Source organism: Mycobacterium sp. ST-F2, from assembly GCF_001905655.1.
GTDB lineage: Bacteria > Actinomycetota > Actinomycetes > Mycobacteriales > Mycobacteriaceae > Mycobacterium.
On sequence record NZ_JMHT01000014.1, the window covers coordinates 1 to 25242 of the forward strand.

General features: G+C 68.0%; 23 protein-coding genes. 12 read left to right on the forward strand and 11 right to left on the reverse strand.

Translation table 11 applies throughout. The features are described from left to right. The first annotated feature begins 98 nt into the window (after window positions 1-98). The gene (locus tag EB75_RS06550; RefSeq protein WP_174557636.1) at window positions 99-512 is read left to right on the forward strand and encodes a hypothetical protein; all 414 of its coding nucleotides are present in this window, start codon (window positions 99-101) and stop codon (window positions 510-512) included. 6 nt (window positions 513-518) lie between these two features. Here EB75_RS06550 and EB75_RS06555 read toward each other — a convergent pair whose 3' ends face one another. Continuing rightward, window positions 519-914, reverse strand: coding sequence for a MerR family transcriptional regulator (locus EB75_RS06555; RefSeq protein WP_073694662.1), 396 nt, complete (start codon window positions 912-914; stop codon window positions 519-521). Window positions 915-976: 62 nt separating this feature from the next. Here EB75_RS06555 and EB75_RS06560 point away from each other — a divergent pair, with 62 nt between their 5' ends. Next, a complete protein-coding gene (locus EB75_RS06560; protein ID WP_073694663.1) occupies window positions 977-1438 on the forward strand; it encodes a PPOX class F420-dependent oxidoreductase in 462 nt (153 codons plus the stop codon). A 221-nt stretch (window positions 1439-1659) separates the two neighbouring features. Here EB75_RS06560 and EB75_RS06565 read toward each other — a convergent pair whose 3' ends face one another. Further along, entirely contained in the window at window positions 1660-2130 is a 471-nt protein-coding gene (locus EB75_RS06565) for an STAS domain-containing protein (RefSeq protein WP_073694664.1), read from the reverse strand. Window positions 2131-2295: 165 nt separating this feature from the next. Next, window positions 2296-3534 (reverse strand): non-homologous end-joining DNA ligase, encoded by a 1239-nt coding sequence (gene ligD / locus EB75_RS06570; protein WP_073694665.1) that lies wholly within the window; start codon window positions 3532-3534, stop codon window positions 2296-2298. A gap of 65 nt (window positions 3535-3599) precedes the next feature. Here ligD and fadD2 point away from each other — a divergent pair, with 65 nt between their 5' ends. Beyond that, the gene (fadD2, locus tag EB75_RS06575) at window positions 3600-5300 is read left to right on the forward strand and encodes a long-chain-fatty-acid--CoA ligase FadD2 (protein ID WP_073694666.1); all 1701 of its coding nucleotides are present in this window, start codon (window positions 3600-3602) and stop codon (window positions 5298-5300) included. Here the strand turns inward: fadD2 and EB75_RS29205 are convergent. The 5 genes from EB75_RS29205 to EB75_RS06600 all read right to left on the reverse strand — a co-directional run bounded on the left by EB75_RS29205 (window position 5297) and on the right by EB75_RS06600 (window position 10711). Further along, on the reverse strand, window positions 5297-5593 hold the full coding sequence (locus EB75_RS29205) for a hypothetical protein (protein ID WP_073694683.1): 297 nt from the start codon (window positions 5591-5593) through the stop codon (window positions 5297-5299). The genes fadD2 and EB75_RS29205 overlap by 4 nt on opposite strands. 122 nt (window positions 5594-5715) lie before the next feature. Then, window positions 5716-7896: an acyl-CoA dehydrogenase family protein gene (locus EB75_RS06585; protein ID WP_073694667.1), complete on the reverse strand. Its 2181-nt coding sequence runs from the start codon at window positions 7894-7896 to the stop codon at window positions 5716-5718. 93 nt (window positions 7897-7989) lie between these two features. Beyond that, complete coding sequence (locus EB75_RS06590) at window positions 7990-8970, reverse strand: 2-hydroxyacid dehydrogenase (RefSeq protein ID WP_073694668.1); 981 nt, start codon at window positions 8968-8970, stop codon at window positions 7990-7992. Further along, window positions 8946-10085 (reverse strand): alpha/beta hydrolase, encoded by a 1140-nt coding sequence (locus tag EB75_RS06595; RefSeq protein WP_073694669.1) that lies wholly within the window; start codon window positions 10083-10085, stop codon window positions 8946-8948. Before EB75_RS06595 ends, EB75_RS06590 begins: the two co-directional genes overlap by 25 nt. Then, a complete protein-coding gene (locus tag EB75_RS06600; protein WP_073694684.1) occupies window positions 10082-10711 on the reverse strand; it encodes a TetR/AcrR family transcriptional regulator in 630 nt (209 codons plus the stop codon). The genes EB75_RS06595 and EB75_RS06600 overlap by 4 nt, the downstream gene beginning before the upstream one ends. A 102-nt stretch (window positions 10712-10813) precedes the next feature. On the opposite strand from EB75_RS06600, the gene EB75_RS06605 reads away from it, so the two are divergent. Both EB75_RS06605 and EB75_RS06610 read left to right on the forward strand, forming a co-directional pair. Further along, a complete protein-coding gene (locus EB75_RS06605) occupies window positions 10814-11392 on the forward strand; it encodes a VOC family protein (protein ID WP_073694670.1) in 579 nt (192 codons plus the stop codon). 108 nt (window positions 11393-11500) lie between these two features. Next, window positions 11501-12112, forward strand: a complete 612-nt coding sequence (locus EB75_RS06610) for a nucleotidyltransferase domain-containing protein (RefSeq protein ID WP_073694671.1) — start codon at window positions 11501-11503, stop codon at window positions 12110-12112. A gap of 20 nt (window positions 12113-12132) precedes the next feature. Here the strand turns inward: EB75_RS06610 and EB75_RS06615 are convergent, their stop codons facing one another. The 3 genes from EB75_RS06615 to EB75_RS06625 are packed head-to-tail and all read right to left on the reverse strand — an operon-like array spanning window position 12133 to window position 14417. Next, the gene (locus tag EB75_RS06615; RefSeq protein ID WP_073694672.1) at window positions 12133-12954 is read right to left on the reverse strand and encodes an SAM-dependent methyltransferase; all 822 of its coding nucleotides are present in this window, start codon (window positions 12952-12954) and stop codon (window positions 12133-12135) included. Between the two features lie 42 nt (window positions 12955-12996). Further along, a complete protein-coding gene (locus tag EB75_RS06620; protein WP_073694673.1) occupies window positions 12997-13803 on the reverse strand; it encodes a helix-turn-helix domain-containing protein in 807 nt (268 codons plus the stop codon). Then, a complete protein-coding gene (locus tag EB75_RS06625) occupies window positions 13800-14417 on the reverse strand; it encodes a TetR/AcrR family transcriptional regulator (protein ID WP_073694674.1) in 618 nt (205 codons plus the stop codon). Before EB75_RS06625 ends, EB75_RS06620 begins: the two co-directional genes overlap by 4 nt. A gap of 77 nt (window positions 14418-14494) precedes the next feature. Between EB75_RS06625 and EB75_RS06630 the strand changes: the two genes are divergently transcribed. From EB75_RS06630 to EB75_RS06660, 7 genes are all read left to right on the forward strand, one after another. Then, a complete protein-coding gene (locus EB75_RS06630; RefSeq protein ID WP_073694675.1) occupies window positions 14495-15373 on the forward strand; it encodes an oxygenase MpaB family protein in 879 nt (292 codons plus the stop codon). A gap of 35 nt (window positions 15374-15408) precedes the next feature. Beyond that, window positions 15409-16296, forward strand: coding sequence for an SAM-dependent methyltransferase (locus EB75_RS06635; RefSeq protein WP_073694676.1), 888 nt, complete (start codon window positions 15409-15411; stop codon window positions 16294-16296). A 128-nt stretch (window positions 16297-16424) separates the two neighbouring features. Then, entirely contained in the window at window positions 16425-18245 is a 1821-nt protein-coding gene (gene eccA, locus EB75_RS06640; RefSeq protein ID WP_073694677.1) for a type VII secretion AAA-ATPase EccA, read from the forward strand. Then, complete coding sequence (gene eccB / locus EB75_RS06645; protein WP_073694678.1) at window positions 18242-19825, forward strand: type VII secretion protein EccB; 1584 nt, start codon at window positions 18242-18244, stop codon at window positions 19823-19825. Before eccA ends, eccB begins: the two co-directional genes overlap by 4 nt. Continuing rightward, a complete protein-coding gene (eccCa, locus tag EB75_RS06650; protein WP_073694679.1) occupies window positions 19822-23811 on the forward strand; it encodes a type VII secretion protein EccCa in 3990 nt (1329 codons plus the stop codon). Before eccB ends, eccCa begins: the two co-directional genes overlap by 4 nt. After that, window positions 23811-24119: a PE family protein gene (locus EB75_RS06655; protein WP_073694680.1), complete on the forward strand. Its 309-nt coding sequence runs from the start codon at window positions 23811-23813 to the stop codon at window positions 24117-24119. The genes eccCa and EB75_RS06655 overlap by 1 nt, the downstream gene beginning before the upstream one ends. Before the next feature lie 40 nt (window positions 24120-24159). Further along, window positions 24160-25242, forward strand: a 1083-nt coding sequence (locus tag EB75_RS06660; RefSeq protein ID WP_073694681.1) for a PPE family protein, incomplete at its 3' end; no start/stop codon positions are given.

Genomic DNA, 25242 nt, shown 5'->3' on the forward strand with positions numbered 1-25242 from the left:
TGTGGGGGGGGGGGCCCCCGGCGGCACCGGCCGACCCCGCCACGGACGCACAGGGGTTCGTCGATTCGACGGCGCGCTGCCCGACAGGGGATACGGCGGTGGCGTTCGGGAGCACCGCCTCGTCGCGGGTGGCCATCTGCCGGAACTCCGGCGGTCAGTACCAGTATCGCGGGGTCCGCATCAGTGACGGAGCGAAGCTGATCGTCGCCGCGAGCGCGGACGGCCAGGGCGGCTACACCGCGACGACCGACGGCATCACCTATGTAGTGAGCGCGAAATCGCTTGATATCAGGTCGGGCTCACAGTCCATCCGGTCGGAACCCATGACCTTCTTCCGCAGTGGCGGGCCGTTGACCGGAACTGCGGCCGCGACGCCGGCACCGGCACCGGCCGCCGCGCCGGCCGGCACTCCGGCGGCACCGGTCACCGGCGCCCCCGCGCCCGTGCCGACGACGCCACTGCCGCCGCCGTTGCCCGCAGAAGTCGGTGGCAGCCGCCCGAGCGGGCACTGACGCGCATCAGCTGGCGGGCGCGCTCCGGTTTGGCATCGGATGGATGCCGCAGGTGCAGGCGTCGATCGACGGGCAGGTGCACTGGATACCCCATTCGACGATGGCCCGGGCCAGGTGCAACTCGGCGATCTTGGCGTCGATCTCGGCGAGCTTGGTCTCGGCCAGCGCGCGACTGGCGGGGCGGCCGGGAGCGTCGTCGGCGAACAGCAACTGAATCTCCTCGAGGGAGAACCCGGCGGTCTTGCACACCCGAATGACGTTGAGTCGGTCCACGACGGAGTCGTTGTAGCGGCGCTGGCCGCCGGCTCGGGCGGGCGCCGGGATCAGTCCGATCTGTTCGTAGTACCGCAGTGTCGTCGCGGCGACCTCGGCGCGCGCCGACACTTCGCCGATGGTGAACATAGGCATGACACTCCTTGTGAAGCCCTTGACTTGGAGCCAACTCTAAGTCGTTGACTGTCCGCATGGCTACCAACACACAGCGTTCGGACATCGATGAACTGAGCAGGACCCGCTACGCGCTGCTCCGGACCTACAAGAAGAACGGCGAACCGGTCGACACCCCGATGTGGTTCGCCGTGCAGGAGAAGTCCGTGGTCTTCCGGACCAAGCGCGGACCGAAAACCGCCCGTCTACGGGCTCATCCGCAGGTGGAGTTGACCGCGTGCGATTACCGCGGTCGGAAGCTGAGCGGGGCAACGGTATTCACCGGCACGGCGAGGATCCTGGCCGACGCGGAGGGGGAGGCGGCGAACCGCGTGCTGCACCGCCGGTACGGCTGGCAGTGGAATCTGGTGCCGCTCATCAGGATTCCGGGCGTGACGCAGGTGCATGCGGGTCTGCCGCTGCGGGAGAAGTGGCGCAAGGCGCGCAATCGAAATGTCTGGGATGACAGCGTGATCGTCCGCGTCGACTTCAGTTCCTGACGTTGACCCAGCGCCCAGGGTGCTTCGCACTCGGGCTTTTCCGCCATGGGCGCGGAGTCAACGCCAACAAAAAACACGGTGCCGACACCAGGATTGGTGTCGGCACCGTGATGGAGGTTGGTGGTGTCAGAAGGCCGGCGTCGCCAGATGCGTCTTACGACGGTGGTGGTGAAGCAGGGCGCTCAGCCAACGGAGATCGATCAACATGTTCAGTTCCTGTCTTACGCGGACTTCTTGGTGAGGAACGGCAGCAACCGACGGCGCTCGTACATGCTGTCCGAGAAGTGGTGCAGCGCTTCGGAGACGGAGGTTGCGGTCGGGAAGGCGGACTCTGCGCCGCAGGCCAGCAGTGCGGTCGAAACCGGCTGGGATGCGATGAGGGACCACTCATTACCTGCTGCGATGCAGCTGTCGTTGACCTTGTCGAGCAGTTCGACGCAGGACACGGCGAACGAGGTGACCCCGCTCAGGTCCAGGATGAACGGCTTCTCGGGGAGGACGCAGCGCCGTGCCTGCGCTGCAACCAGGTCCACATCAGTTTCGTCGATGACTCCGGTGACGGTGAGTACCGTCGCCAGTTGGCGGCACTGGGCGCGCACCTCGGCGTCGCCGCAGGCGACCGCCGGATTGCCATAGCGGAAAGCGGCAGACGTTGTTGCGTCGCCGGTGGCCTTGCCTGTCACTACAGCCATGTGATGCCTCCCTTCGATGTTGCCGAACGCCCGACAGCTGTGTCGTTTCTCCGGCTCGAGATCGAAGTTATGTGGCCAAGTTAAGGTACCGGGGAGTAAGTCCTAAATCATCGCTAAGGATTGTGATAGCTGCAGCTAGCAAACATGGTCTCGGCGGGGTAACGCTCACCCACGGCGCCACTGGTTGCCCTGGTAGCCCACCCACGGCGAATAGTCGGCGATGAGCGGCTCTTGCGGCGGCCGCAGTTCCTCCGGCACGTGCTGCAGGTTGATCCGGATGCGGTACCAGATCGAGCTGGGCCCACGCATGCCGTCGACCAGAACATCAATGGCTTCCAGGGCAGATGCCGCCTCCGGATGCCTTGCGCGCCATGTGTCGAGCGCGGCCATCGCCTCGTCGCGGGTCTTGGTCCGGGCGACCTCGATGAGCGGCATCTGCGACGTCCGCCGCCCGTCGGCCGCCGCACTGCCCCCGGGTTTGTCCGCCTTGGGCATCGGGCCGAGTTCTTCGGCCAGCGCCAGCAACCCCTCCAGGCCGCCGGCCTCGTCGTCCATCGCGGCCCACGGATCGCCGAATTGCGCGTACCGGTCGGGGACCGTCGCCACGGTGAAATCCTCCGGACGGCAGCCGGGCACCTCGTCCCAGAACAGCGGTGTCGACACCCGGGCATCGGGCCGCGACCGCACCGAGTAGGCCGACGCCACCGTGCGGTCCTTCGCGTTCTGGTTGAAGTCGACGAACACGCCCTGGCGTTCCTCTTTCCACCACCGGCTGGTCGCCAACTCAGGTGCCCGGCGCTCCACCTCGCGGGCCACGGTCTGGGCGGCCAGGCGGACCTGCTTGTACGGCCACTTCCGCTCGATCCGGGCGTAGATGTGGAAGCCCCGCGAGCCCGAGGTCTTGGGCCAGGCCGTCAGCCCGTAGTCGGTGAGCACGTCACGGACGACGGCTGCCACGTCGAGGATCTGCGGCCACTCGACACCCGGCATGGGGTCCAGGTCGACGCGCAGCTCGTCGGGGTGTTCCAGGTCGTCGGCCCGGACCGGATGCGGGTTGAAGTCGATGCAGCCCAGGCTCACGGCCCACACCAGCCCCGCCGCCTCGTCGATGACGGCTTCCTTCGCCGAGGTGCCGGAGGCGTACTTCAGCTCGGCGACGTCGATCCAGTCCGGCCGGCTCGTAGGTGCCCGCTTCTGAAAGATCGCTTCCTGGGCAATGCCTTTGACGAACCGCTTCAGGATCATGGGCCGCCGCGCCACACCGCGCAGCGCGCCGTCGGCGACGGACAGGTAGTAGTTGACCAGGTCGAGCTTGGTCACGCCGGGCTCGGGGAAGATCACCTTGTCCGGGTTGCTCACGGCAACCTCGCGCCCGCCCACCTCGAGGGACCGCGAGTCACCCATGAAGTCATGGTAATTGGAGACGGAGTTCCGGCCGCGTTACCCGTGGTGTCACCTATGGTTGGCTCATGGTGAAGCTGACTGACCTCCCATCGCAGGTAGCAAACAAGGTTCAGGAATCTTTGGAGAAATCGGTCGGTAAATACGTCGACCGTGGCGTCGCCGAATTGCACTACGCCAGGAAGATGTTCGAGGCGGGCGCGCTCAAACTCGAATCGCCGCAGCACATCGCCGCGATGCTCGCGGACATCGTGCGCTGGGGCGAGATCGGCATGGTCCCGGCGCTCAACGCGCGTCGTACCCCGCACCGCACCGCCGTCATCGACGACGACGGCGACATCACTTTCCAGGAGTTCGACGACGCGGTGAACGCGACGGCCAACGCGTTGCGCGCCAAAGGCGTTCAGGCCGGCGAGGGTGTGGCGATCCTGGCCCGCAACCACCGGTGGTTCCTGATCTCGGTGTACGGCGCGGCGCGGGTCGGCGCGCGAATCATCCTGATGAACACCGAATTCTCGGGTCCGCAGATCAAAGAGGTCTCCGAACGCGAGGGCGCGCAGCTCATCATCTACGACGACGAATACGCCGACGCCGTCGCGCTGTCCGAGCCGCCCCTGGGCAAGCTGCGGGCGCTCGGACACAACCCGGACAAGCCGGAACCGTCGGGCAGCATCGACGAATCGCTGGCCGACGTCATCGCCCGCACCAGCAGCCTCGCGCCGCCGAAGGTCTCCAAGGCGGCGTCGATCATCATCCTGACCAGCGGCACCACGGGAACTCCCAAGGGCGCCAACCGAAGTGCCCCGCCGTCACTGGCCCCGGTGGGCGGCGTGCTGTCGTCGGTGCCGTTCAAGTCCGGCGAGGTGACCAGCCTGCCGGCGCCGATGTTCCACGCGCTGGGCTACCTGCACTCGACCATCGCCATGCTGCTCGGCAGCACGTTGGTGTTGCGCCGACGGTTCAAACCGGCCACGGTGCTTGCCGACATCGAACGGCACCATGTGACCGCCATGGTGGTCGTGCCGGTGATGCTGTCGCGCATCCTCGACGAGCTGGACAAGACCTCGCCCAAGCCGAACCTGTCCAGCCTGCGCATCGTCTTCGTGTCGGGTTCGCAGCTGGGCGCCGAGCTGGCGACGCGCGCGCTCAAGGATTTGGGCCCGGTGATCTACAACCTGTACGGCTCGACCGAGATCTCGTTCGCCACCATCGCGCGTCCGCAGGATCTGTCGATCAACCCGGCGACGGTCGGCCCGGTGGTCAAGGGCGTCCGCGTGAAGATCTTCGACGACAACGGCAAGGAGCTGCCGCAGGGTAGCGTCGGCCGCATCTTCGTCGGCACCACCTTCCCGTTCGAGGGGTATACCGGCGGCGGTGGCAAGGAGATCATCGACGGCATGCTGTCGTCGGGCGACGTCGGCTATTTCGACGAACGCGGACTGCTGTACGTCAGTGGCCGGGACGACGAGATGATCGTCTCCGGCGGCGAGAATGTGTTCCCGGCCGAGGTCGAGGACCTGATCAGCGGACACCCCGACGTGGTGGAGGCGACCGCGATCGGTGTCGACGACAAGGACTTCGGCGCGCGACTGCGGGCCTTCGTCGTCAAGACCGAGGGAGCGACGGTCAGTGAGGACGACATCAAGGCCTACGTGCGAGATCACCTGGCACGCTACAAGGTTCCGCGTGAGGTCGTCTTCCTCGACGAGCTGCCACGCAACCCCACGGGCAAGATCCTCAAGCGCGCGCTACGGGATATGGACCTCTAGTACCCGTTGACGTACCAGGACAGGCAAGCCGGCCTGCCGCGGCACGCGATGATGGCGCCTGCGTCGGGAGCCGCGCCGCGGACCTTGGGCGTGTTCCGGTCCGGCAGGTTGCAGTTCACGACGTAGGGGTTCCACGGGACCACGCCGTTGACGCACGGATCCCCGCCCGCCTGCAGCGTTGTGGTCGGGCTGTGCAGGGCCGTCGGCAGGACCGTGAATGCGATCGCGACGGTCCCAATGAACACCGGTCGCAGCGCGCGCGACAGTCGTGTCGTCAGCTCGTCTGTGGTCATGATCGTCACCACCAAGGAATGGTCCGCCTACGTCAACGGTACGCCTCCGCGAGCAGACGTAAAACTGTCGTTTTCCCGCCGGAAACGACAGTTTTGCGTCTGCTCGCGGGACGGGTTGTGGGTTACGGGTCGCGGGGCAGGCCCAGGAGCCGCTCGGCGATGATGTTCAGCTGCACCTCGGAGGTACCGCCGTAGATGGTCGTCGCGCGGCCCGCCAACAGGTACTCGTCCCACTTGCCCGAAGGCTGCTGCAGATCGCCGACGACGGCCTCGCTGCCGAATGACGCGACACCGAATTCGGCGTAACCCTGACCGGTCTTCATGGACAGCAGCTTGGAGATCGCGGCGGCAGGCATCGGATCGCCGCCGGCCAGGGTCAGCAGTGTCGACCGCATGTTGAGCAGCTTGGCGGCGTGGCCCTCGGCGATCAGCTTGCCGGCTTCGTGGCGCTGCAGTTCATCGAACTCGCCGTCCCGCAGGAACTCGACGAACTGCTCGAGGCTGGCCAAGAACGGCGGCTCGCTGCTGCCGATGGACACCCGCTCGTTGGTCAGGGTGTTGCGGCTGACCTCCCAGCCGCGGTTCACCTCGCCCAGCACCATGTCGTCGGGTACGAACACGTCGTCGATGAAGACGGTGTTGAACATGGCGTTGCCGGTGAGCTCGCGCAGGGGCTTGACCTCGACACCCGGGCTCAACATGTCGAGCAGGAAATACGTGATGCCTTGGTGTTTCGGCACATTGGAGTCCGTCCGGGCCAGGAGCGCACCCCACGCGGAGTACTGGGCTCCCGTGGTCCAGATCTTCTGGCCCGTGATGCGCCAGCCGCCGTCGACCTTCACGGCCTTGGTGGTCAGGCTGGCCAGGTCACTGCCGGCTCCCGGCTCGGAGAACAGCTGGCACCAGATCATGTCGCCGCGGAAGGTCGGCGGCAGGAAGTCCTGCTGCTGCTTGTTGGTGCCGAACGCCACGATCGACGGGATGATCCACGCCGCGATGCCCATCTGCGGGCGACGCACCTTCCCGGTGCTGAACTCCTGGGCGATGATGATCTGCTCGATGGGCGCGGCGGCCCGGCCCCACGGCGTTGGCAGGTGTGGCTGCACCCAGCCACCCTCGGCGATCGCGGCATTGCGCTCGGGTCCGCTCGGAAGTGCTTTCAGCGCAGCCACTTCCGCGCGAATCTCGGCGCGCAGCTTCTCGGTGTCCGGATCGAGGTCGATGTCGATGGACCGCATGCCGGAGGTCGTGGCAAGGTCCACCACCTGCCGGGGGTGGTCGGCGGCGCGGCCGAATCCGGCGACCAGGCCGATGGCGTGCCGGTAGTAGACGTTGGTGTCGTGTTCCCAGGTGAAGCCGATGCCGCCGTGGACCTGGATGCAGTCCTGCGCACAGTGCTGGGCGGCGACGGGCGCCAGCGTCGCGGCGACCGCGGCGGCGAACTGGTAGTCGGACTCGGTGTCGCCCGACGCGTGGTCGTCGAGTGCGCGGGCGGCATCCCAGACCGCACCCGTGGCGCGCTCGGTCTCGGCAATCATGTTGGCGCACTTGTGCTTGATGGCCTGGAACTGGCCGATGGGCCGGCCGAACTGCTCACGGATCTTGGCGTACCCGGCCGCGGTGTCGGTGGCCCAGCGTGCGACACCGACGCATTCGGCCGCGAGCAGCGTGGTGATCAGCGCGCGGGCATGGGCCGGCGTCAGTCCGGACAGCACGTGGTCGGCGGCGACCGTGACGGCGTCCGCGCGGACATGGGCCGCCGGGTGCAACGGGTCGACGGTCTGCACCGGGTCGATCTGCAGGGCGGCGGTGTCGAGCACCACCCACTGGGAGTCGACCGGCACGACCAACAGGGCGGCTTGGGCGGCGGCCGGAACCGCGCGGATCTCACCGCTGACGACCAGTCCGTCGCCCTGGGTCGTGGCGGTCAGGCCTGAGCTCAGGGCGTAGGCGGCGATGGTCTCACCGGAGGCCAGGCCGGGCAGCAGGGGCGACTTGGGGTCGTGCGCTGCGATCAAGGCACTGGCGATGGCCGACGGGACGAACGGGCCGGGGACTGCGCCGTAGCCGAATTCGGCCAGCGTGATCGCGAGTTCGAGGATGCCGAAGCCTTGTCCGCCAACGGCTTCCGACAGGTGCAGGCCCTGCAGGCCCTGGTCAGCGGCTGCGCTCCAGTAGGGCGGCGGGTTGCTGATCGGGGTCTCGAGGGCCTCGTGCAGCACCTCTGACGGCGCGACGCGCGCCACCAGGGATCGGACCGAATCGGCCAGATCGTTGTGCTCGGACATGATCGCGATGGGCATCGTTGCCTCCTGTGACCTGCTGTGGGCTTTGTGTGGCGCACCCAACCAAATAACTGGTCGGTTGGTTCCGAGAGTAACCCACTTGACGGGTGTCTAGAAGTGCACCTCGTTCACCACGTTGGCGAGCTGCTGTCCAGCGGCGAGTCGCTCGCAATTGCCGACAGCCTCGGCCAGATAGCGGCGCATGGTGTCGGCGGTGTACCAGGTGGTGTGCGGGCTGACGACGACGTTGTCGAGGGCCAGCAGCGGATTGCCCGGATCGACGGGCTCGGTGGCGAAGACGTCGAGACCCGCGGCCTGCAGCGGCCCGTTCTGCAAGGCCGACACCAGCGCGGCTTCGTCGATGACGGCGCCACGAGAGGTGTTGACCAGCACCGCACCCGGCTTCATCAAGCCCAGTGCGGCGGTGTCGAGTAGGCCCTCGGTGTGTTCGGTGAGCGGCAGGTGCAGTGAGACGACGTCGCTGGTGGTGAGCAGGTCGGGGAGCGACCGCCAGCCGGGGTGACCTTGTGCGCCACGGGTATTGGTGTGGACGACGGTCGCGCCCATGGCGGTGACGATGGTCTCGACCCGCTTGGCGATGTTGCCGTACCCGATGAGGCCGACGGTGCAGCTGCCGAGGTCCCGCACCGTCTCACCGAGGCTTGGGTCGGTCGGCCAGCCCTCACCCGCTCGGGTGGCCCGGTCGAGTTCGGGCAGCCGGCGCAACGCGGCCAGCATCAGCATGACCGTGCCTTCGGCGACCGACGGCGCGTTGGCGCCGGGCATGTTGGCCACCGCGATGCCGAGGCGGGTCGCGGCGTCGACGTCGATGGTGTTGACGCCCGCGCCCATCTTGTGGACCAGCTTGAGTCGTCGGCCACGTTCCAGATCCTCGGCGCTCACCGGCCGCAGGACATGCCAGAGCACGTCGGCGTCGGCCAGTTCCCGATAGAACGTCGCATCATCGTCCGCCGCGCAGAACCGGACGTCGATCAGATCCTGCAGCGGCGCAAGGAAGTCGGTGACGCGCGGACCGGGCGTGAAATGCGCCAGCACCCGAAGTCTGTTCACCGCCACCGCTTGGCAATCCATTTGGCAATGACGTCGGCCTGCTCGCTGCGGGCGCCGGGGGTGGTGAAGTAGTGGTCGGAGTCGATGGGGTGCAGGGTCTTGTCGGTGGTGGCCAACGCGTCGAAGATGCATTGGGCGTCAGAGGGATACACGCCCGAATCCTGCTCGGCGTTGATCACCAGCGCCGGGTTGTCGATGCGGGCCAGGTGCGGTTCGGCCCGCGTCTGGGCGTGCCGCAGGCTCCACATGGTCAGCCAGCTGCGCAGCGTGCAGGCGGCGGCGATGCCGTTGGCCGAGCGGTTGGCCTGGACGGGGACGCCCGCGTAGCACTGATTGGGCGGGCGCTTGGTGGGCTCGAGCTTCGGGTCGATCATGCGCAGGTCGGCCCAGGTCCGCATGACGGTGAACGTGCGGTCCCGGAATCCCGCGGCGCGGACGCGGGCGTACTCGGCCTCCACCCAGTCGGTGATCGCATGGTTCCGGGCGACCTGGGCGTCGCGGTAGCGCTGGACGAAATCGGGGGAGAACGGCGGGCCGTTCCGCGGGTCGAACGGGTCGAGATCGGGATCGGTTGCCAGAGCGTCGGTCTCGTCGGTCACCGAACCGTCCATCCAGTTGGTGAGAACGTCCGGCCGGCCGGGATGCGCGGCGCTGGAGATGTAGCCGTCGGCCGGCAGCAGGTCGTAGACGCCTGCGGCCGGGCGCATTCCGTCCAGCGGCGTGATGTGCGGTCGCACGGCCTGGGCCTGGTAGGCCGCCATCAGAGAGCCGCCCCCCGAATTGCCCAGGAGAATAACGGTTTCCACCCCGGCCACTTCGCGCAGCCAGCGCACCCCGACACCGATGTCGACCAGTGCGTGATCGAGCAGGAAGCTGGATTCGTAGCCGCGGAATCGGGTGTTCCAGCCGAGGAATCCGATACCGCGGGTCGCCATGTAATCGGCGAGGTAGTGCTCGGAGAAGTCGATCTGGTAGTGGGCGGCGATCATCGCCACCTTGGGCTTGCGTCCCATGCCCCGGTAGTAGATGCCCTGGCAGGGATGCCCACCGGACCCGGCGCGCAGCGCGGTCGGCGAGTCCATCCCGATGAATTCTCGGGTGACTCCCGCGGCGGACGAGCTTCCCGATCTGTTCATGTACGCGGATTCCCCTCGTGGTAGATGGTCCGGTAGAAGATGTTGGCCAGCGTGGTGACGCATGCGTCGTCGTCTGCGGTGTCGGCGCCGTCGCCTGACAATTGGGTATAGCAGAACTGGTTCAGCATCGATACCAGAGCCACCGCGACGAGCCGTGGTTCGTCGTCGGGGCAGAAGCCTTGCTGCTGAGCATGTTTGACCATCGACATGATCAGCGAGATGGGCAGTTCGCAGATATCGGCCCAGCACTGCGCGAAATCGTCGTTGACCATGGCCAATTGGGAGATGCCGATGACCTCGGCCAACCGGTGCCGGTAGGTGGCCCAGTGTGCAGCGGCAGCCTGGTGGGAGCGTTCCCAGTTGGTCAGTTCCGGACCGGTGGCGGCCAGCGCCCGGTCGCGGGCTTCGTCGCGGAAGCGCTCCGCCCACTCGCGGACCATCGCTTCCTTCGAGTCGTAGTAGTTGTAGAACGACGCGGTGGACCGGCCGGCTTCGGCCGCGATGTCCGAAATGGTGGTCGCCAGAATGCCTTTGCGGGCAATGACGGCGCGGGCTGCGCTGTCGATCGCCGCTTGCGTCTGGCGGCCCCGCACGGTGGGGAGCTGCTCGCGGGGCGCGACGGTCACGGTGGCGTCCTTCCGGAGTGTCTCGGGCATGATTGACAAAACTGAACCTGATGTTAGATTCAGATTCGCTGGTTGACCATACCCCGGCGTAGGAGTGGCCCGATGATCAAGCCCGACAATCGCAACCCTGAATTCGAGCTGGGCGGCATCAACCATGTCGCCCTGGTCTGTGCCGACATGGCACGAACCGTCGACTTCTATTCGGGCGTGCTGGGCATGCCTCTGGTGAAGTCGCTCGACCTGCCCGGTGGCATGGGGCAGCACTTCTTCTTCGACGCCGGTAACGGCGACTGCGTGGCGTTCTTCTGGTTCGCCCAGGCGCCAGACGGCGCGCCCGGCATCTCGCAGCCGGCGGCGCTGCCCGGCATCGGTGAGTTCATGAGTGCCGTTGGTTCGTTGAACCACTTGGCCTTTCACGTGCCGGCCGAGAAGTTCGACGAGTACCGGAAACGGCTGAAAGAAAAGGGCGTTCGGGTCGGCCCGGTGCTGAACCACGACGAGAGCCCCATGCAGGCGTCGCCGACGGTGCATCCTGGTGTGTACGTGCGGTCGTTCTACTTCCAGGATCCGGATGGCATCACCTTGGAATTCGCCTGCTGGACCAAGGAATTCACCGCGGCCGATGCGATGACTCAGCCGCGGACCGCGGCTGACCGGCGCCCGGCGGTGGCTCAGGTCTGAGCTGGACACTGATGTGAGCCCGGCCCCTACGTCGAGCGTGGCGGTTGTCGTGGTCGCCCCCGGCGTGTCGCCTCGGAATCCCCCACGCTCGGTGAAGGGCGGTAGCCAATGACAGGACGCGCACTATCGGGCGAGGAGTGCGACGAGCTCTGGCAGGCTTGGACGCCGAGGGAAGTCGCCGAACGGCTCTCGAGCACCTCGGCACGCTGGTACGTCGCGGCTGGGTGGGCGCTGGACCTGTTCGTCGGTGGACTCGGACGTGACCACGACGATCTCGAAATCGGAGTACCGCGTGAACAATTCGCCGAGATCGTCGGCGCGTTCCCTGGCTTCGAATGGGACGTCGTCGGGAACGGCCATGCCTGGCCGTTCCCGGAAAGAGCGGACACCATGCATCAGACGTGGCTGCGCGAGCCGGCGACCGGGCGCTATCGCCTCGACGTGTTCCGTGAGCCGCACGACGGCGACCACTGGGTCTGCCGCCGCGACGCGTCGATCACCATGCCTTACGCCGAGCTGATTCTTCGTACCGCCGACAACATCCCGTATGTGATTCCCGAGGTTGTGCTCCTGTTCAAGGCGAAAGGGCTGCGCCCCAAAGATCAAGCGGACTTCCTGCACGCACTCCCTCTGCTGGACCGGTCACGGCGCTCCAGATTGTCCGAGTGGTTGTCGCGAGTCCACCCGGATCACCCCTGGCTGCAAGCGCTCGGTGCATGACGTTCTGAAAGCGGGCCAGGCTATTTCACCGCCTCGACGAAGTAGCCGCGCGGGACGTCGGGCACGTCCATGGGTACCGCGGGGGCGAACCAGCGGCCCCAGGCGTTGCCGGGGACGGCCACGTCGGTCACCACCGATGACCAGCCGTGGCGCTCCGCGAGTTCGCCCGGTTGGTCCGTTCCGAACAACCACGGCGCTCCGTTGCGGGCCATCGACTGGCGCACCGCGGCCAGGACCTGCGCGTCCAGCAGCGTCTTGCCGACGACGTCGTACAGCAGGATCGAACCGGGCGCCGACAGCGTGTCCACCCGCTCGAACACCGTCCGGACCGCGGCCTCGTCGAGGTATTGCAGCAGCCCTTCGATCAACCAGACTGTCGGCTGGTCGTCGTCAAAACCGTTGGACCGCAGGGCATCCGTCCAGTCACGGGTGAGATCGACGCCGACGGCCACTCGCGCGCACAGCGGCTCTACGCCTGCCAGGGCTGCCGCCTTCGCGGCGATCACCTCGGGTTGGTCCAGTTCGTAGACAGTGGTGCCGGCGGGCATGGGCAGCCGGAACGCGCGGGCATCCATCCCCGCGGCAAGGATGACGACCAGGCGGACCGATTGGGTGGCGCGGAGCAGGGCGTCATCCCAGAACCGGGTGCGCACCACGATCTGCCGGGTCGGCCGGTCTCCGGCTTCGGCGACGGCCTCGGCGAGCAGCCGGCGGCCTGACTCACCGGCCAGGCGTTCGGCGAACGGATCCGTGAAAAGGCGGTCGGAACGGCGGGATTCGTCGGCGCGGATGGCGGCGACCAGGAGGCCGGTGTTCGCCACTGCTTGTCCTGCGTTGTTCATGCCTTCATGGTGCTGGCTCGGTGCCGGGTCACGCTTGGATATTTATGCCGTCAGTCCGATGTGGCTGGGCAGCGCGGTCCGTCGCTGCGCGTATTGCGTCGGGGTCAGCCCGGTGAACTCGCGGAACTCCCGAACGAAGTGGGACTGATCGAAGTATCCGAGCCCGGCGGCGATGTCGGCTCCGTCGGCGATGTCGGCGTCGAGCAGCCGCAGCGAGGACTGCAGCCTGCGTACCCGCAGATAGGTCTTGGGCGTCAAGCCGATCTCGCTGCGAAATGTCGCTATCAGTCGTTTGGGCGTCAGGCCGGTCAGCACGGCGGCTTCGGAAACCCTGAGCGACGGCCGGCGTTCGGCAGCCGCCAGGACGGGTGTGAGCACACCGCCGCGCGGTTCGAGCCGGGTGAGCAGGAACGTCTCCAGCAGGTCGATGCGCTGGGCTGCCGTCGGCGCGGCCACCAGTCGTTCCCGAAGGATGGTGCCGGCATTGCCCCAGATATCGGCCAGGCCGGCGCACGTGTTTTCCAGTTCGTGCAATGGGATTCCGACGAACGGCAGCGCGCCGCCGGGGTGGAAGTGGATGGTGAGGACCGTCTGCCCGGGTTCCATCCGCGCCAGGTACGACCGGGTGCCGGGTCCGGTGATGAACGCGGGTGCGGCCGACGCCAGTGTGACGCCGTCCGCGGTGTGAAAGTCCATGCGGTCGCGTCCACCGACATCGATGACGACGGTCGCCGCGCCGCGGGGCAGGGCCCTGCTGATGTCCGTCGCGCCGTCGTGCGCCCAGTATCCGAAGAAGTCGATGTGCCGGTGCAACGGAGGCCGGGGCCGGCGCAGGTGCGGGCCTGTCACCGGCGGAGGGCCCGTTTGCCGAGTGTGTCGAGCAGGAACGCCAGGTGGTCGATCAATTCGTCTGGGGTGAAGGTGATTTCACCGGAGAGCCAGGCACTGAGCGTCTGTCCGACGCCCCCGACCGCGAAATGAGTACTGGCCCGGCGCCGATCCCCGGCGGGCAGCTGCAGGGCGTCGCCCGCGTGTTGGCCGAGCAGCATGGCGAAGAAGACCGTCGACTCGTTGCGCTTGCGGGCGACCACCTCGTTGGACAGGTGGACGCTGAACAGCAGGCGGCCGACCCGCGGGTCGTCGGCGATCGCGTGCACGATGTTGGCCATGCCGGCGTGGCTCTGCTCGTCGGGCGGCGCCGCGGCCACCGCGGCCTGCGTCGTGGTGGCGAGGTCGGCGATGACGTGGTCGAAGATGGCTTCGACGAAAACGTCCTTGTCGGCGAAGCTTTCGTAGAAGTAGCGCATGGCGACGCCGGCGCCGCCGCAGATGGTGCGGACGGTGAGTTCGGGCGTCGGCGGCGCGCCACCCAGAATCTCCAGCCCGGCGTCGATCAACCGGGCCCGGCGTCCCGCCAGACGTTCTGCCGCGTCGATCCCGCGGTACGGCCGTACCTGTGGCACCCCGCCATCTTGACACCTGCACCGGCCCGCAGGCAATATCAGGAATCAATCGTTCTCACTTTTGCGAGGAGTGACCAATGACGGTCGATCTGGTGGAACTTCCGGTCAACGCGTGCGCGCCCGGACGTCGGGTGCGTCGCGGCGTCCAGTACTCCGACGGATTGATCGGCGCAGCGCTGCTCGCGGGCCCGGCCAACGTGATCATGCAGCTGGCCCGGCCGGGTGTCGGCTACGGCGTCGTCGAGAGCCGGGTGGAGAGCGGCCGCACGGACCTGCACCCGATCAAGCGGGCCCGGACCACGTTCACGTACCTCGCCGTCGCAATCCTGGGTTCCGACGAGCAGAAAGCGGCGTACCGCAGCGCGGTCAACAAAGCGCACCGGCAGGTGTACTCCACCGAGGACAGCCCGGTGAAGTACAGCGCCATGGACAAGAACCTGCAGCTCTGGGTGGCGGCGTGCCTGTTCAAGGGCGCGCTCGACGTGTACCGCCTGGTCGTCGGCGAGTTGGATGAGGAAAACGCCGAGGAGTTCTACCGGCAGGGCATGACGATGGGCACGACACTGCAGGTGACGCCGGAGATGTGGCCGGCCGACCGGGCCGCGTTCGACAAATACTGGCAAGAGTCCCTGGATCAGGTGCACATCGACGACACGGTGCGGGAGTATCTGTTTCCGATCGCGGCGGCGCGGTTGCGGGGTCTGCAGCTCCCGGGCCCGCTGCAACGCCGGTCCGAGGCGATCGCCCTGCTGATCACCACCGGTTTCCTGCCGCAGCGCTTCCGTGACGAGATGCAGCTGCCGTGGGACGCCAAGCGGCAGAAGCGCTTCAATTCGCTGATGGGCGTCGTGAAAGTGGTCAACCGGGTGCTGCCCGGTCCGTTGCGGCGCTTCCCGTTCAACTGGATGCTCAGGGACCTGGACTGGCGCATCCGCACCGGGCGTCCGTTGGTCTGAGTCAGTCGTCAGATTTCGGGCGTACCCTCGCGCGGGTGCGGACCGACAATGACAGCTGGGACATCAATACGAGTGTTGGATCGACTGCGGTGATGGTTGCCGCGGCGCGAGCGTTGGAAGCGGCGAAGCCCAATCCGCTTGCGGTGGACCAATATGCGGAGGTGTTCACGCGCGCGGTCGGCGGTGCCTGGTCCGACGTGCTCGACGGTGAAGCCCCGGAGCACCCGTTGGCGACGCCGGACTTCGGTGCTGTCTTCGTGGACTTCCAGGCTGCCAGGACCAGGTACTTCGATGCCTACTTCCACAGCGTGATGGACGCCGGAGTGCGCCAGATCGTGCTGCTGGCTGCGGGTTTGGACTCGCGCGCCTACCGGCTGCACTGGCCCGCCGGCACCACGATCTACGAACTGGACCAGCCGCAGGTACTCAAGTTCAAGCGAGAGGTCTTGGCCGACAACGGAGCCGAACCCAGGGCGGAACGCCTCGAGATCGCCGTCGACCTGCGTGACGACTGGCAGCGCGCGCTGACCGACAGTGGCTTCGACCCCGCGCAGCCCTCCGCGTGGATCGCCGAGGGGCTCTTGATCTATCTGCCCGCCACCGCCCAGGAGCAGCTGTTCACCGGGATCGACGGGCTGGCCGCGCCCGGGAGCTGGGTGGCGATCGAAGAGGGCAAGCCGATGCCGGCCGAGGTGTTCGCTGCGAAGCGCGCCGCGTCGGACGAGATGGCGGAAGGCTTCTTCAAACTGATCTACAACGAGCAGATCGCCCCCGCGGAGGACTGGTTCGGCTCGCGTGGCTGGCGTGCAGAGGCCACGGGTCTGGCCGACTACTTCCGGACGGTCGGGCGCCCGGTGCCGACCAGCCCGGAGACGGCGGCCATGATCGCGTCGAACAGCCTGGTCACTGCCGTTAAGGAGTGAGCGTCGTCACCCGGTGACCGGGCAGGGTGCGTCTCGACAACTTAAGTTATGCAATGCTAACTTCGCAGGGTTAGCTTAGGCATACTTAAGGAGATATGCGGGGACTCTAATACCCCGCAAACACCAACATGGGCACTGACACATTTGCGGTCGCCGGGACCACACGGGTTGACCGTGACGTGCTGACCCGGTTCGCCACCAGCTGTCTGGCGCTCGGCCTGAGTGTCGACGGTCGCCGTCGCCCGGCCGACCTCGACGCCGCCCTGGGCGGCTTCCTGACATTGACGCGTATCGCGGGCGAGCACTGCGACGCCTGGACCGGCTTGGCTGCCGCAGGTGCAGCAACGCCCGATGTGGTCGAGGCGGTCTGGCGGACGGTGTCCTCCGTCGGTGTGCTGCAGCGCGCCCTGAACCTCGCCGACGGCGATCTGGGCTTCAGTTATGACAGCGGTCTGTACCTGCAGTTCCGCGCAGCCGACCGCGATGGCTTCCAGCTTGCTTATGCCGCCACCCTCGCCGGTGCCGGTGCCTACGAAGAGGCCGATCAGCTGGTCGGCGAACTGCTCGATCGCAAGCCGGGCTGGCTGCCGGCCCGCTGGGTGCGGGCGGCGATGTACCACCGCACCCGGCGCTGGTCGGACGTCGTCCGGCAGCTGACCCCGATCGTCAGCGATCCGAATCTGGATGCCTCGTACGCACATGCCGCGCGAGTGGCGCTGGGTATCGCGCTGGCACACCTGGGCATGTTCGCCCCGGCGCTGTCGCACCTGGAAGACCCTGAGGGACCGATCGCGGTCGCGGCGGTCGACGGCACCCTCGTCAAGGCGCTGTCCCTGCGCGCTCAGGGCGAAGACGACGAGGCCACCGACGTGCTGGCCGAGCTGTACGCCGCGCACCCCGACAACGCCGCTGCCGAACATGCGTTGACCGACACCAGCTTTGGCATCGACCCGACCACCGCGGCCCGCATCGAGGCCCGGCACAACCCGTGGGATCCGGAGACCGAGCCGGCCGAGGCCGACTTCGTCGACCCGGATGCCAAGTCGCGCAAGGCGCATCTGCTCGTCGAGGCGGAGGCCGAGCTGGCCGAGTTCATCGGTCTGGAAGAGGTCAAGTACCAGGTGGCCCGGCTGAAAAGCTCTGTGGCCATGTCGATTCGGCGTCAGGAGCGCGGCCTGACCGTGGCGCAGCGCACCAACCACCTGGTGTTCGCCGGACCTCCCGGAACCGGTAAGACCACCATTGCCCGTGTGGTCGCCAAGATTTACTGCGGCCTGGGCCTGCTGCGCAAGGAGACGGTGCGTGAAGTGCACCGTGCTGACCTGATCGGCCAGCACATCGGTGAGACCGAGGCCAAGACCAACGCGATCATCGACAGTGCGCTGGACGGCGTGCTGTTCCTCGACGAGGCGTACGCGTTGGTGTCCACCGGCGCCAAGAACGACTTCGGTCTGGTCGCCATCGACACCCTGCTGGCGCGCATGGAGAACGACCGCAACCGTCTGGTCGTGATCATCGCGGGCTACCGCAAGGACCTGGACATGTTCCTGGACACCAACGAAGGTCTGCGGTCGCGCTTCACGCGGAGCATCGACTTCCCGTCATACTCGGCGACCGAGCTCACCGAGATCGCCATGCGGATGGCCGAGAAGCGGGACAGTGTCTTCGAGCCCGCGGCGCAGGCCGAGATGGAGCAGCTGTTCGGGCACCTCGCCACGGCGACGACGCCCGACGCGGCCGGTGTCGCGCGCCGCAGCCTCGACATCGCGGGTAACGGCCGCTTCGTGCGAAACCTGGTGGAGCGCTCCGAAGAAGAACGCGAGTACCGGCTGGATCACCTTGCCGCGCACGACTTCACCGACGACGAACTCATGACGATCACCTCGGGTGACGTCAGCAACTCGGCCACGCCGCTGCTGCGTGGTCTCGGACTGGTGGTGCCCGAGTGACCGATCGCAAGACGTTCAGTTCCCGTACCCCGGTGAACGAGAACCCGGAGCAGGTCCGCTACCGGCGCGGCTTCGTCACCCGGCATCAGGTGTCCGGTTGGCGATTCCTCATGCGGCGCATCGCATCTGGCGTGGCGTTGCACGACACCCGGATGCTGGTCGACCCGTTGCGGACCCAGAGCCGCTCGGTCCTGGTCGGCGCTCTGGTGCTGGTGACGGGGCTTGCGGGCTGCTTCGTCTTCTCGCTGATCCGGCCCGCCGGCGTCGCGGGCAACAACGTGATCCTGGCCGACCGCGAGACGTCCGCGCTGTACGTCCGAGTGGGCGAGCAGTTGCACCCGGTGCTGAACCTGACGTCGGCCCGGCTCATCGCCGGCCGGCCGGACAACCCGACCATGGTCCCCAGCGCCGAGCTGGACAAGTTCCCCCGCGGCAGCCTGATCGGTATTCCGGGCGCCCCGGAACGTATGGTGCCCAACACTTCTCGCGATGCCGACTGGACGGTGTGCGACGCCGCCACCGGCGAGGTCGTTGGGGTCACGCTGATCACGGGCGCGCTCGCCGAAGGCGGCTCCCGTGCCGGCGCGCTCGGTGCGCATGACGCCGTGCTGGTCCGCAACGACGGTGTCGGCTCCGCCGGTGTCAACGGTGGCAGCTGGCTGTTGTGGGATGGCAAGCGCAGCGCGGTCGACCTGAACAACCGCGCGGTGACGGCGGCACTCGGCCTGGGCGCCAACGGAACCGCACTGCCCGCACCCCGCGCGATCGCCGACGGCCTGTTCAACGCGATCCCCGAGTCGGCTCCGCTGGCCGTACCGGTGATCGCGGGCGCGGGCCAGCCGACGCCGTACCCGCTGCCGGTCGCGGCACCCGTCGGCGCCGTGGTCACCGCGATCACGACCGAGGCCGCCACCGACAACGCGGTGCGCTATTACGCGGTGCTCGACGATGGCCTGCAACCGATTTCACAGGTGGTGGCGGCGATCCTGCGCAACACCGACTCGTACGGTCTGGAGCAGCCACCGCGCCTGTCCGCCGACCAGGTGGCCCGCATCCCCGTGTCGACGGCGATCAACACCGCGGCGTACCCGGAGCGTCCGCTCACCGTGGTCGACGCCACCAAGGCGCCGCTGACCTGCGCCCGCTGGACCAAACACGATGGCGCCACGACCAACTCGCTCACCCTGCTGTCCGGAGCGACGCTGCCGCTGCCTACCGATGAGCGCACGGTGGCGCTGGCCGGACCGGCCGGCACCGCGCAGCGCGTGGCGGTGACGCCGGGCACCGGGTACTTCGTCCAGGCCACCGGCCAGGCCGGAACCGCGACGCTGTCGGGTTACTGGATCAGCGACACCGGCGTCCGCTACGGCATCTCCACCGAGGGAGACGCCACCAACGACAACCGCAAAACCCCTGCCGCGCTGGGGCTCACCGCGTCGCCGCTGCCGGTGCCGTGGTCGATCCTCAGCCAGTTCGCGCCCGGCCCGACCTTGTCGCGGAGTGACGCGTTGCAGATTCCGGCGCTGGTGCCAACTCGAACGAGCCCGGCCGCCGACACCGTCTTGAGGGAGAACCCGTGAGCCGTTTGATTTTCGAAGCGCGGCGCCGGCTGCCCATCCCGGCGACCCGCGCGAGCGTCATCACCATCGAGCCGCCGCCGGAGTTGCCGCGGTTGGTGCCACCGTCATTGCTGCGCCGGGTGCTGCCCTACCTGATCGTCATCCTGATCGTCGGCATGGTCGTGGCCCTGGTGGCCACCGGCATGCGCGTCATCTCGCCGCAGACGTTGTTCTTCCCGTTCGTTCTGCTGTTGGCCGCCACCGCTTTCTACCGCGGCTCGGACAACAAGACCCGAACCGAAGAGGTCGACGCCGAGCGCGCCGACTACCTGCGCTACCTGTCGGTGGTGCGCGACAACATCCGCGCCCAGGCCGCCGAACAGCGCGCCGCCCGCGAGTGGTCGCACCCCTGTCCCCAACAACTGGCTGCCGTGGCGGGCACCCGCCGCCAGTGGGAGCGCGACCCGCACGACGCCGACTTCCTCGTGGTGCGCGCCGGACTGCATGACGCGCGTCTGGAAACCGTGCTGCAGGTCAAGGACACCGCGGCCGAGATCGATCTGGAGCCGGTGTCGCACAGCGCACTGCGCGGACTGCTCGACGTCCAGCGCACCGTCCCGGCGGTGCCCGGTGGCATCGACCTGACCAAGGTCTCGCGGATCACCGTTCTGGGTGACGCCGACGAGGTGCGGGGCGCGGTGCGCGCCTGGATCGCGCAAGCGGTGACCTGGCACGACCCGGCCCTGCTCGGGATCGGCCTGGCCGCGGCGGATGCCGAGGCCCTGGAATCGGACGCCTGGTCGTGGCTGAAGTGGTTGCCGCACAGTGACATTCCCGGTCAGATCGACGGCGTGGGCGCGGCCCGGTACCTGGCCGCCGGCGTTCCGGAGCTCGCCGGCCTGCTGTCGGGTGAACTCGCGGACCGGCAGCCGTTCGGCGCCGACGACACCGCGCCGCTGCGACACCTGCTGATCCTTGTGGATGATCCCGACGCCGACCTGGGCGAGCTGTTGCCGCGGGCCGGGCTGGCCGGCGTCACCGTGCTGCAGCGCAGTACCGAGCAGCCGGAGTACCCGGACCCCGACCGCCCCGTGCTGCGGGTGTCCGGCGGCCGCATCGAACGGTTGGCGGCAGCCGGCTGGCAGTCGTACTTCGATGTCGCCGATGACTTTTCGCCGCAGGCCGCCGCGCACCTGGCGCGTGGTCTCGCGCGCTGGGACTCCAACCCGAACCGGGCCCGGAGCACGGGCGCCGGCCTGGCCACCTTCGGGACCCTGCTGGGCATTCCCGACGCGGCCGCGCTGGACGTCGCGGGCCTGTGGGCGCCACGGACGCGGGCCGACGAGCTGCGGGTGCCCATCGGCGTCACCGCCACCGGTGAGCCGCTGATGTTCGACCTGAAGGACGAGGCCGAAGGCGGCATGGGTCCGCACGGTCTGATGATCGGTATGACGGGTTCCGGCAAGTCGCAGACCCTGATGTCGATCCTGTTGTCGCTGTTGACGACTCACTCGGCCGATCGCCTGATCGTCATCTATGCCGACTTCAAGGGCGAAGCCGGCGCCGACATCTTCCGGGACTTCCCGCAGGTCGTCGCCGTCATCTCGAACATGGCCGAGAAGCGGTCGCTGGCCGACCGGTTCGCGGACACCCTGCGCGGCGAGGTGGCGCGGCGGGAGCAGCTGCTGATGGAGGCCGGACGCCGCGTGCAGGGTAGCGCCTTCAACTCGGTGCTCGAATACGAGGCGGCGCAAGCGGCTGGACACGACCTGCCGCCGATCCCGACGCTGCTGGTGGTCGCCGACGAGTTCTCGCTCATGCTCGCCGACCACCCGGAGTACGCCGAGCTGTTCGATTACGTTGCCCGCAAGGGACGTTCGTTCCGCATCCACATCCTGTTCGCATCGCAGACGCTGGACGTGGGCCGGATCAAGGACATCGACAAAAACACCTCCTACCGCATCGGCCTGAAGGTCGCGAGCCCGTCGATCAGCCGGCAGATCATCGGCGTCGAGGACGCGTACCACATCGAGGCCGGTCCGGAACACAAAGGCGAGGGCTTCTTGGTCCCCACCCCCGGTGCGGTGCCGGTCAAGTTCCGCAGCACCTACGTGGACGGCATCTACGACCTGCCGCGCGCCGAGAAAGCGGTTGTGGTGCATGCGGTTCCGCAGCCGCAGCTGTTCCCGGCGGGCCATGTCACGCCGGCTCCCGACACGGTGATCGTCACCGACACGGCGCCGGACCTGCGTCCGCCTCGCAAGCTGGTGGCGACCATCGGGGAGCAGCTGGCACAGTACGGCCCGCAGGCGCCGCGCCTGTGGCTGGCCCCGCTGGACGAACCGATCTCGCTGCCGGAGCTGTTGGCCGGCACCGACATTCCCGCCGGCCACGGCCGGTGGCCGCTCGGCGAGATCGACCGGCCGTTCCAGATGCGCCGCGACCCGCTGGTCTTCGACGCCACCTCGGCGGCCGCCAACCTGGTCGTCCATGGCGGGCCGAAGTCCGGGAAATCGACTGCGCTGCAGACGTTCATCCTGTCTGCGGCCGCGACGCACTCGCCGCGCGCCGTCACGTTCTACTGCCTCGACTACGGCGGCGGCGGGCTGCGGTCGCTCAAGCCGCTGGCCCACGTCGGCAGCGTCGCGTCGCCGCTGGAGCCCGAGCGCATCCGTCGCACCTTCGGTGAACTGGAGCAGCTGCTGGCGTCGCGTCAGGCGCGCGCTGCCGCCGGGGACGGCGACTTGCGCGATGACGGCTACGGCGACGTCTTCCTGGTGATCGACAACCTGTACGCGTTCAGCCGCGACAGCACCGACACGTTCAACACCCGGAACCCGTTGCTGTCCAAGGTGACCGAACTGGTCAACACCGGCATGGCCTACGGCATCCACGTCGTCATCACGACGCCGAACTGGCTCGAGGTGCCGCTGGCGATGCGCGACGGCCTGGGGCTGCGGCTCGAACTCAAGCTGGCCGACTCGCGTGACAGCAATGTGCGGCCGGCAGGAACCCCCGGGGTGGCGGCGCTGTCCCGTCCCGCAGACGGTGTCCCCGCCGACCAGCCGGGCCGCGGCCTGACCATGGCGGCCGAACACTTCCTGTTCGCCGCACCGGATCTCGGCGCGATCCCGGCGATCAATGCCCGCTACCCGGGCCAGACGGCACCGCCCGTGCGCCTGCTGCCGACGGACCTGGCGCCGGAAACCCTTGCGCCGCTGTATCGGAGCCCCGAGAGCGTCGTCATCGGTCAGCGCGAGCAGGACCTGGCGCCGGTCGCGGTCGACTTCGCGACCAACCCGCTGCTGATGGTGCTGGGCGATGCCAAGTCCGGCAAGACCACACTGCTGCGGCACCTGATCCGGACCATCCGGGACAACTCGACCGAGGAGTCGGTGGCGTTCACGGTGGTCGACCGCAGGCTGCATCTGGTCGACGAGCCGCTGTTCGCCGACAACGAGTACACCCCCAACATCGACCGTGTCACCCCGGCGATGCTCGGCCTGGCGTCGTTGCTCGAAAAGCGCAGGCCCCCAGCGGGTCTGTCGGCCGCTGAGCTCAGTGGGTGGACCTACCGCAATGGGCAGGGCGACCACATCCATTACCTGATCATCGACGACGTCGACCAGATCCCGGATGCCCCCGCGGTCAGCGGCCCGTTCGTCGGCCAGCGGCCCTGGACGGCGCTGCTGGGGCTGCTGTCCCAGGCGTCCGAGCTGGGGCTGCGGGTGATCGTCACCGCCCGCGCCGCCGGCTCCGCCCACGCGGTGATGACGGCACCGCTGCTGCGCAGGCTCAACGAGCTGCAGGCCACCACCGTCATGCTGTCCGGCAATCCGCAGGACAGCGGCCGCATCCGCGGTTATCGGTTCAACCGGTTGCCGGCCGGCCGGGCCATGGTGCTCGGCGACAGCGACGAAGCCACGTATGTCCAGTTGATCAATCCGCTGGTGGCCGACCCGATCACGGGGCGGCCCACCGGAACACAACGAGGGGAGTTCCACTGATGACCTTGCGCGTCGTTCCCGAAGGACTGACCGCAGCCGGTGCCGCCGTCGAGGCACTGACCGCCCGCCTCGCCGCCGCGCACGCCGCGGCCGATCCCGTTGTCACCGCGGTGATCCCGCCAGCCGCCGATCCCGTGTCGCTGCAGACGGCGATCGGACTGAGCGCCCACGGCGCCGAACACGAGGCGGTTGCGGCGCAGGGCGTCACCGAACTCGGCCGTGCCGGTGGCGGTGTCACCGAATCGGGCATCAGTTACGCCACGGGCGATGCCCAAGCCGCCGCCACCTACGTGACGGTGCTGGGCTGACATGACCGCCCCAATGGCGATAGGCCTGCCGACCGCCCCAATGGCGATAGGCCTGCCGACCTCCCCAATTTGGGCGGCGCTGCCGCCCGAAGTCCATTCGACGCTGCTGTCCAGTGGACCCGGCCCGGGTTCGCTGCTGGCCGCCGCGGCTGCCTGGCAGTCGCTGAGCGCTGAATATGCCTCGGCGGCAGCGGAACTCACCGCATTGTTGGGTGAAGTCCAGGCGGGTGCGTGGGAAGGTCCCAGCGCCGAGCAGTACATCTCCTCGCACGCGCCGTATCTGACCTGGCTGGCCCAGGCCAGCGCCAACAGTGCGGCCAACGCCGCGGCGCACGAGACGGCTGCCGCGGCGTACACCACCGCCCTGGCCGCGATGCCGACGCTGCCGGAGCTGGCGCTCAACCACGTGGTGAACGCGGCCCTGCTCGCGACGAATTTCTTTGGCATCAACACCATTCCGATCGCGCTGAACGAGGCCGACTACGCCCGGATGTGGCTGCAGGCCGCCACGGTGATGGGGACCTATCAGGCGGTGTCGGGCGCGGCGCTGGCGGCTGCCCCGGCGACCACGCCGGCACCGATGATGCTGGCGCCCGGCGTCGGCGAGGCTGGTGCCGCGTCGGCAAGCGCCACGCAGTTGGCAGCGCAGGGACAGGCGGCTGATGCCGGCTCGTCGCTGAACGCGTCTGACGCTATCAGCGATCCGCTGTACAACTACCTCAAGACGCTGCCCGGCGGCGACCTGATCTGGAAGTTCCTGCAGGACCCGGCAGGGCAGATCCAGCAGATGATCTTCGACTTCCTCACCAATCCCTCGCAAGCCCTGGTGACGTGGGGTCCACTGCTTTTCGCGCTGGGCTATCAAGCGTTCTTCCAGCCCGTCGGATGGGGCACCTGGGGCGCGATGCTGACCGCGCCGTTGTGGGGGCCGGCGCTGATCGCCGTCGGCCTGTCCAGCCTCGGGCTGTTGGCGCTGGTGCAACCCGACTATGTGCCGGATCCCGAAGTCGCCGAAGCGTTCCCACCACCCCCGCAATTGCAGGTCGCCGAGAACCCGTTGCCCGTGGTCAGCGTCGCCCCGACGGTGCCGGCCACCCCCGCCAGCCCGGCCAGTGCACCCGCA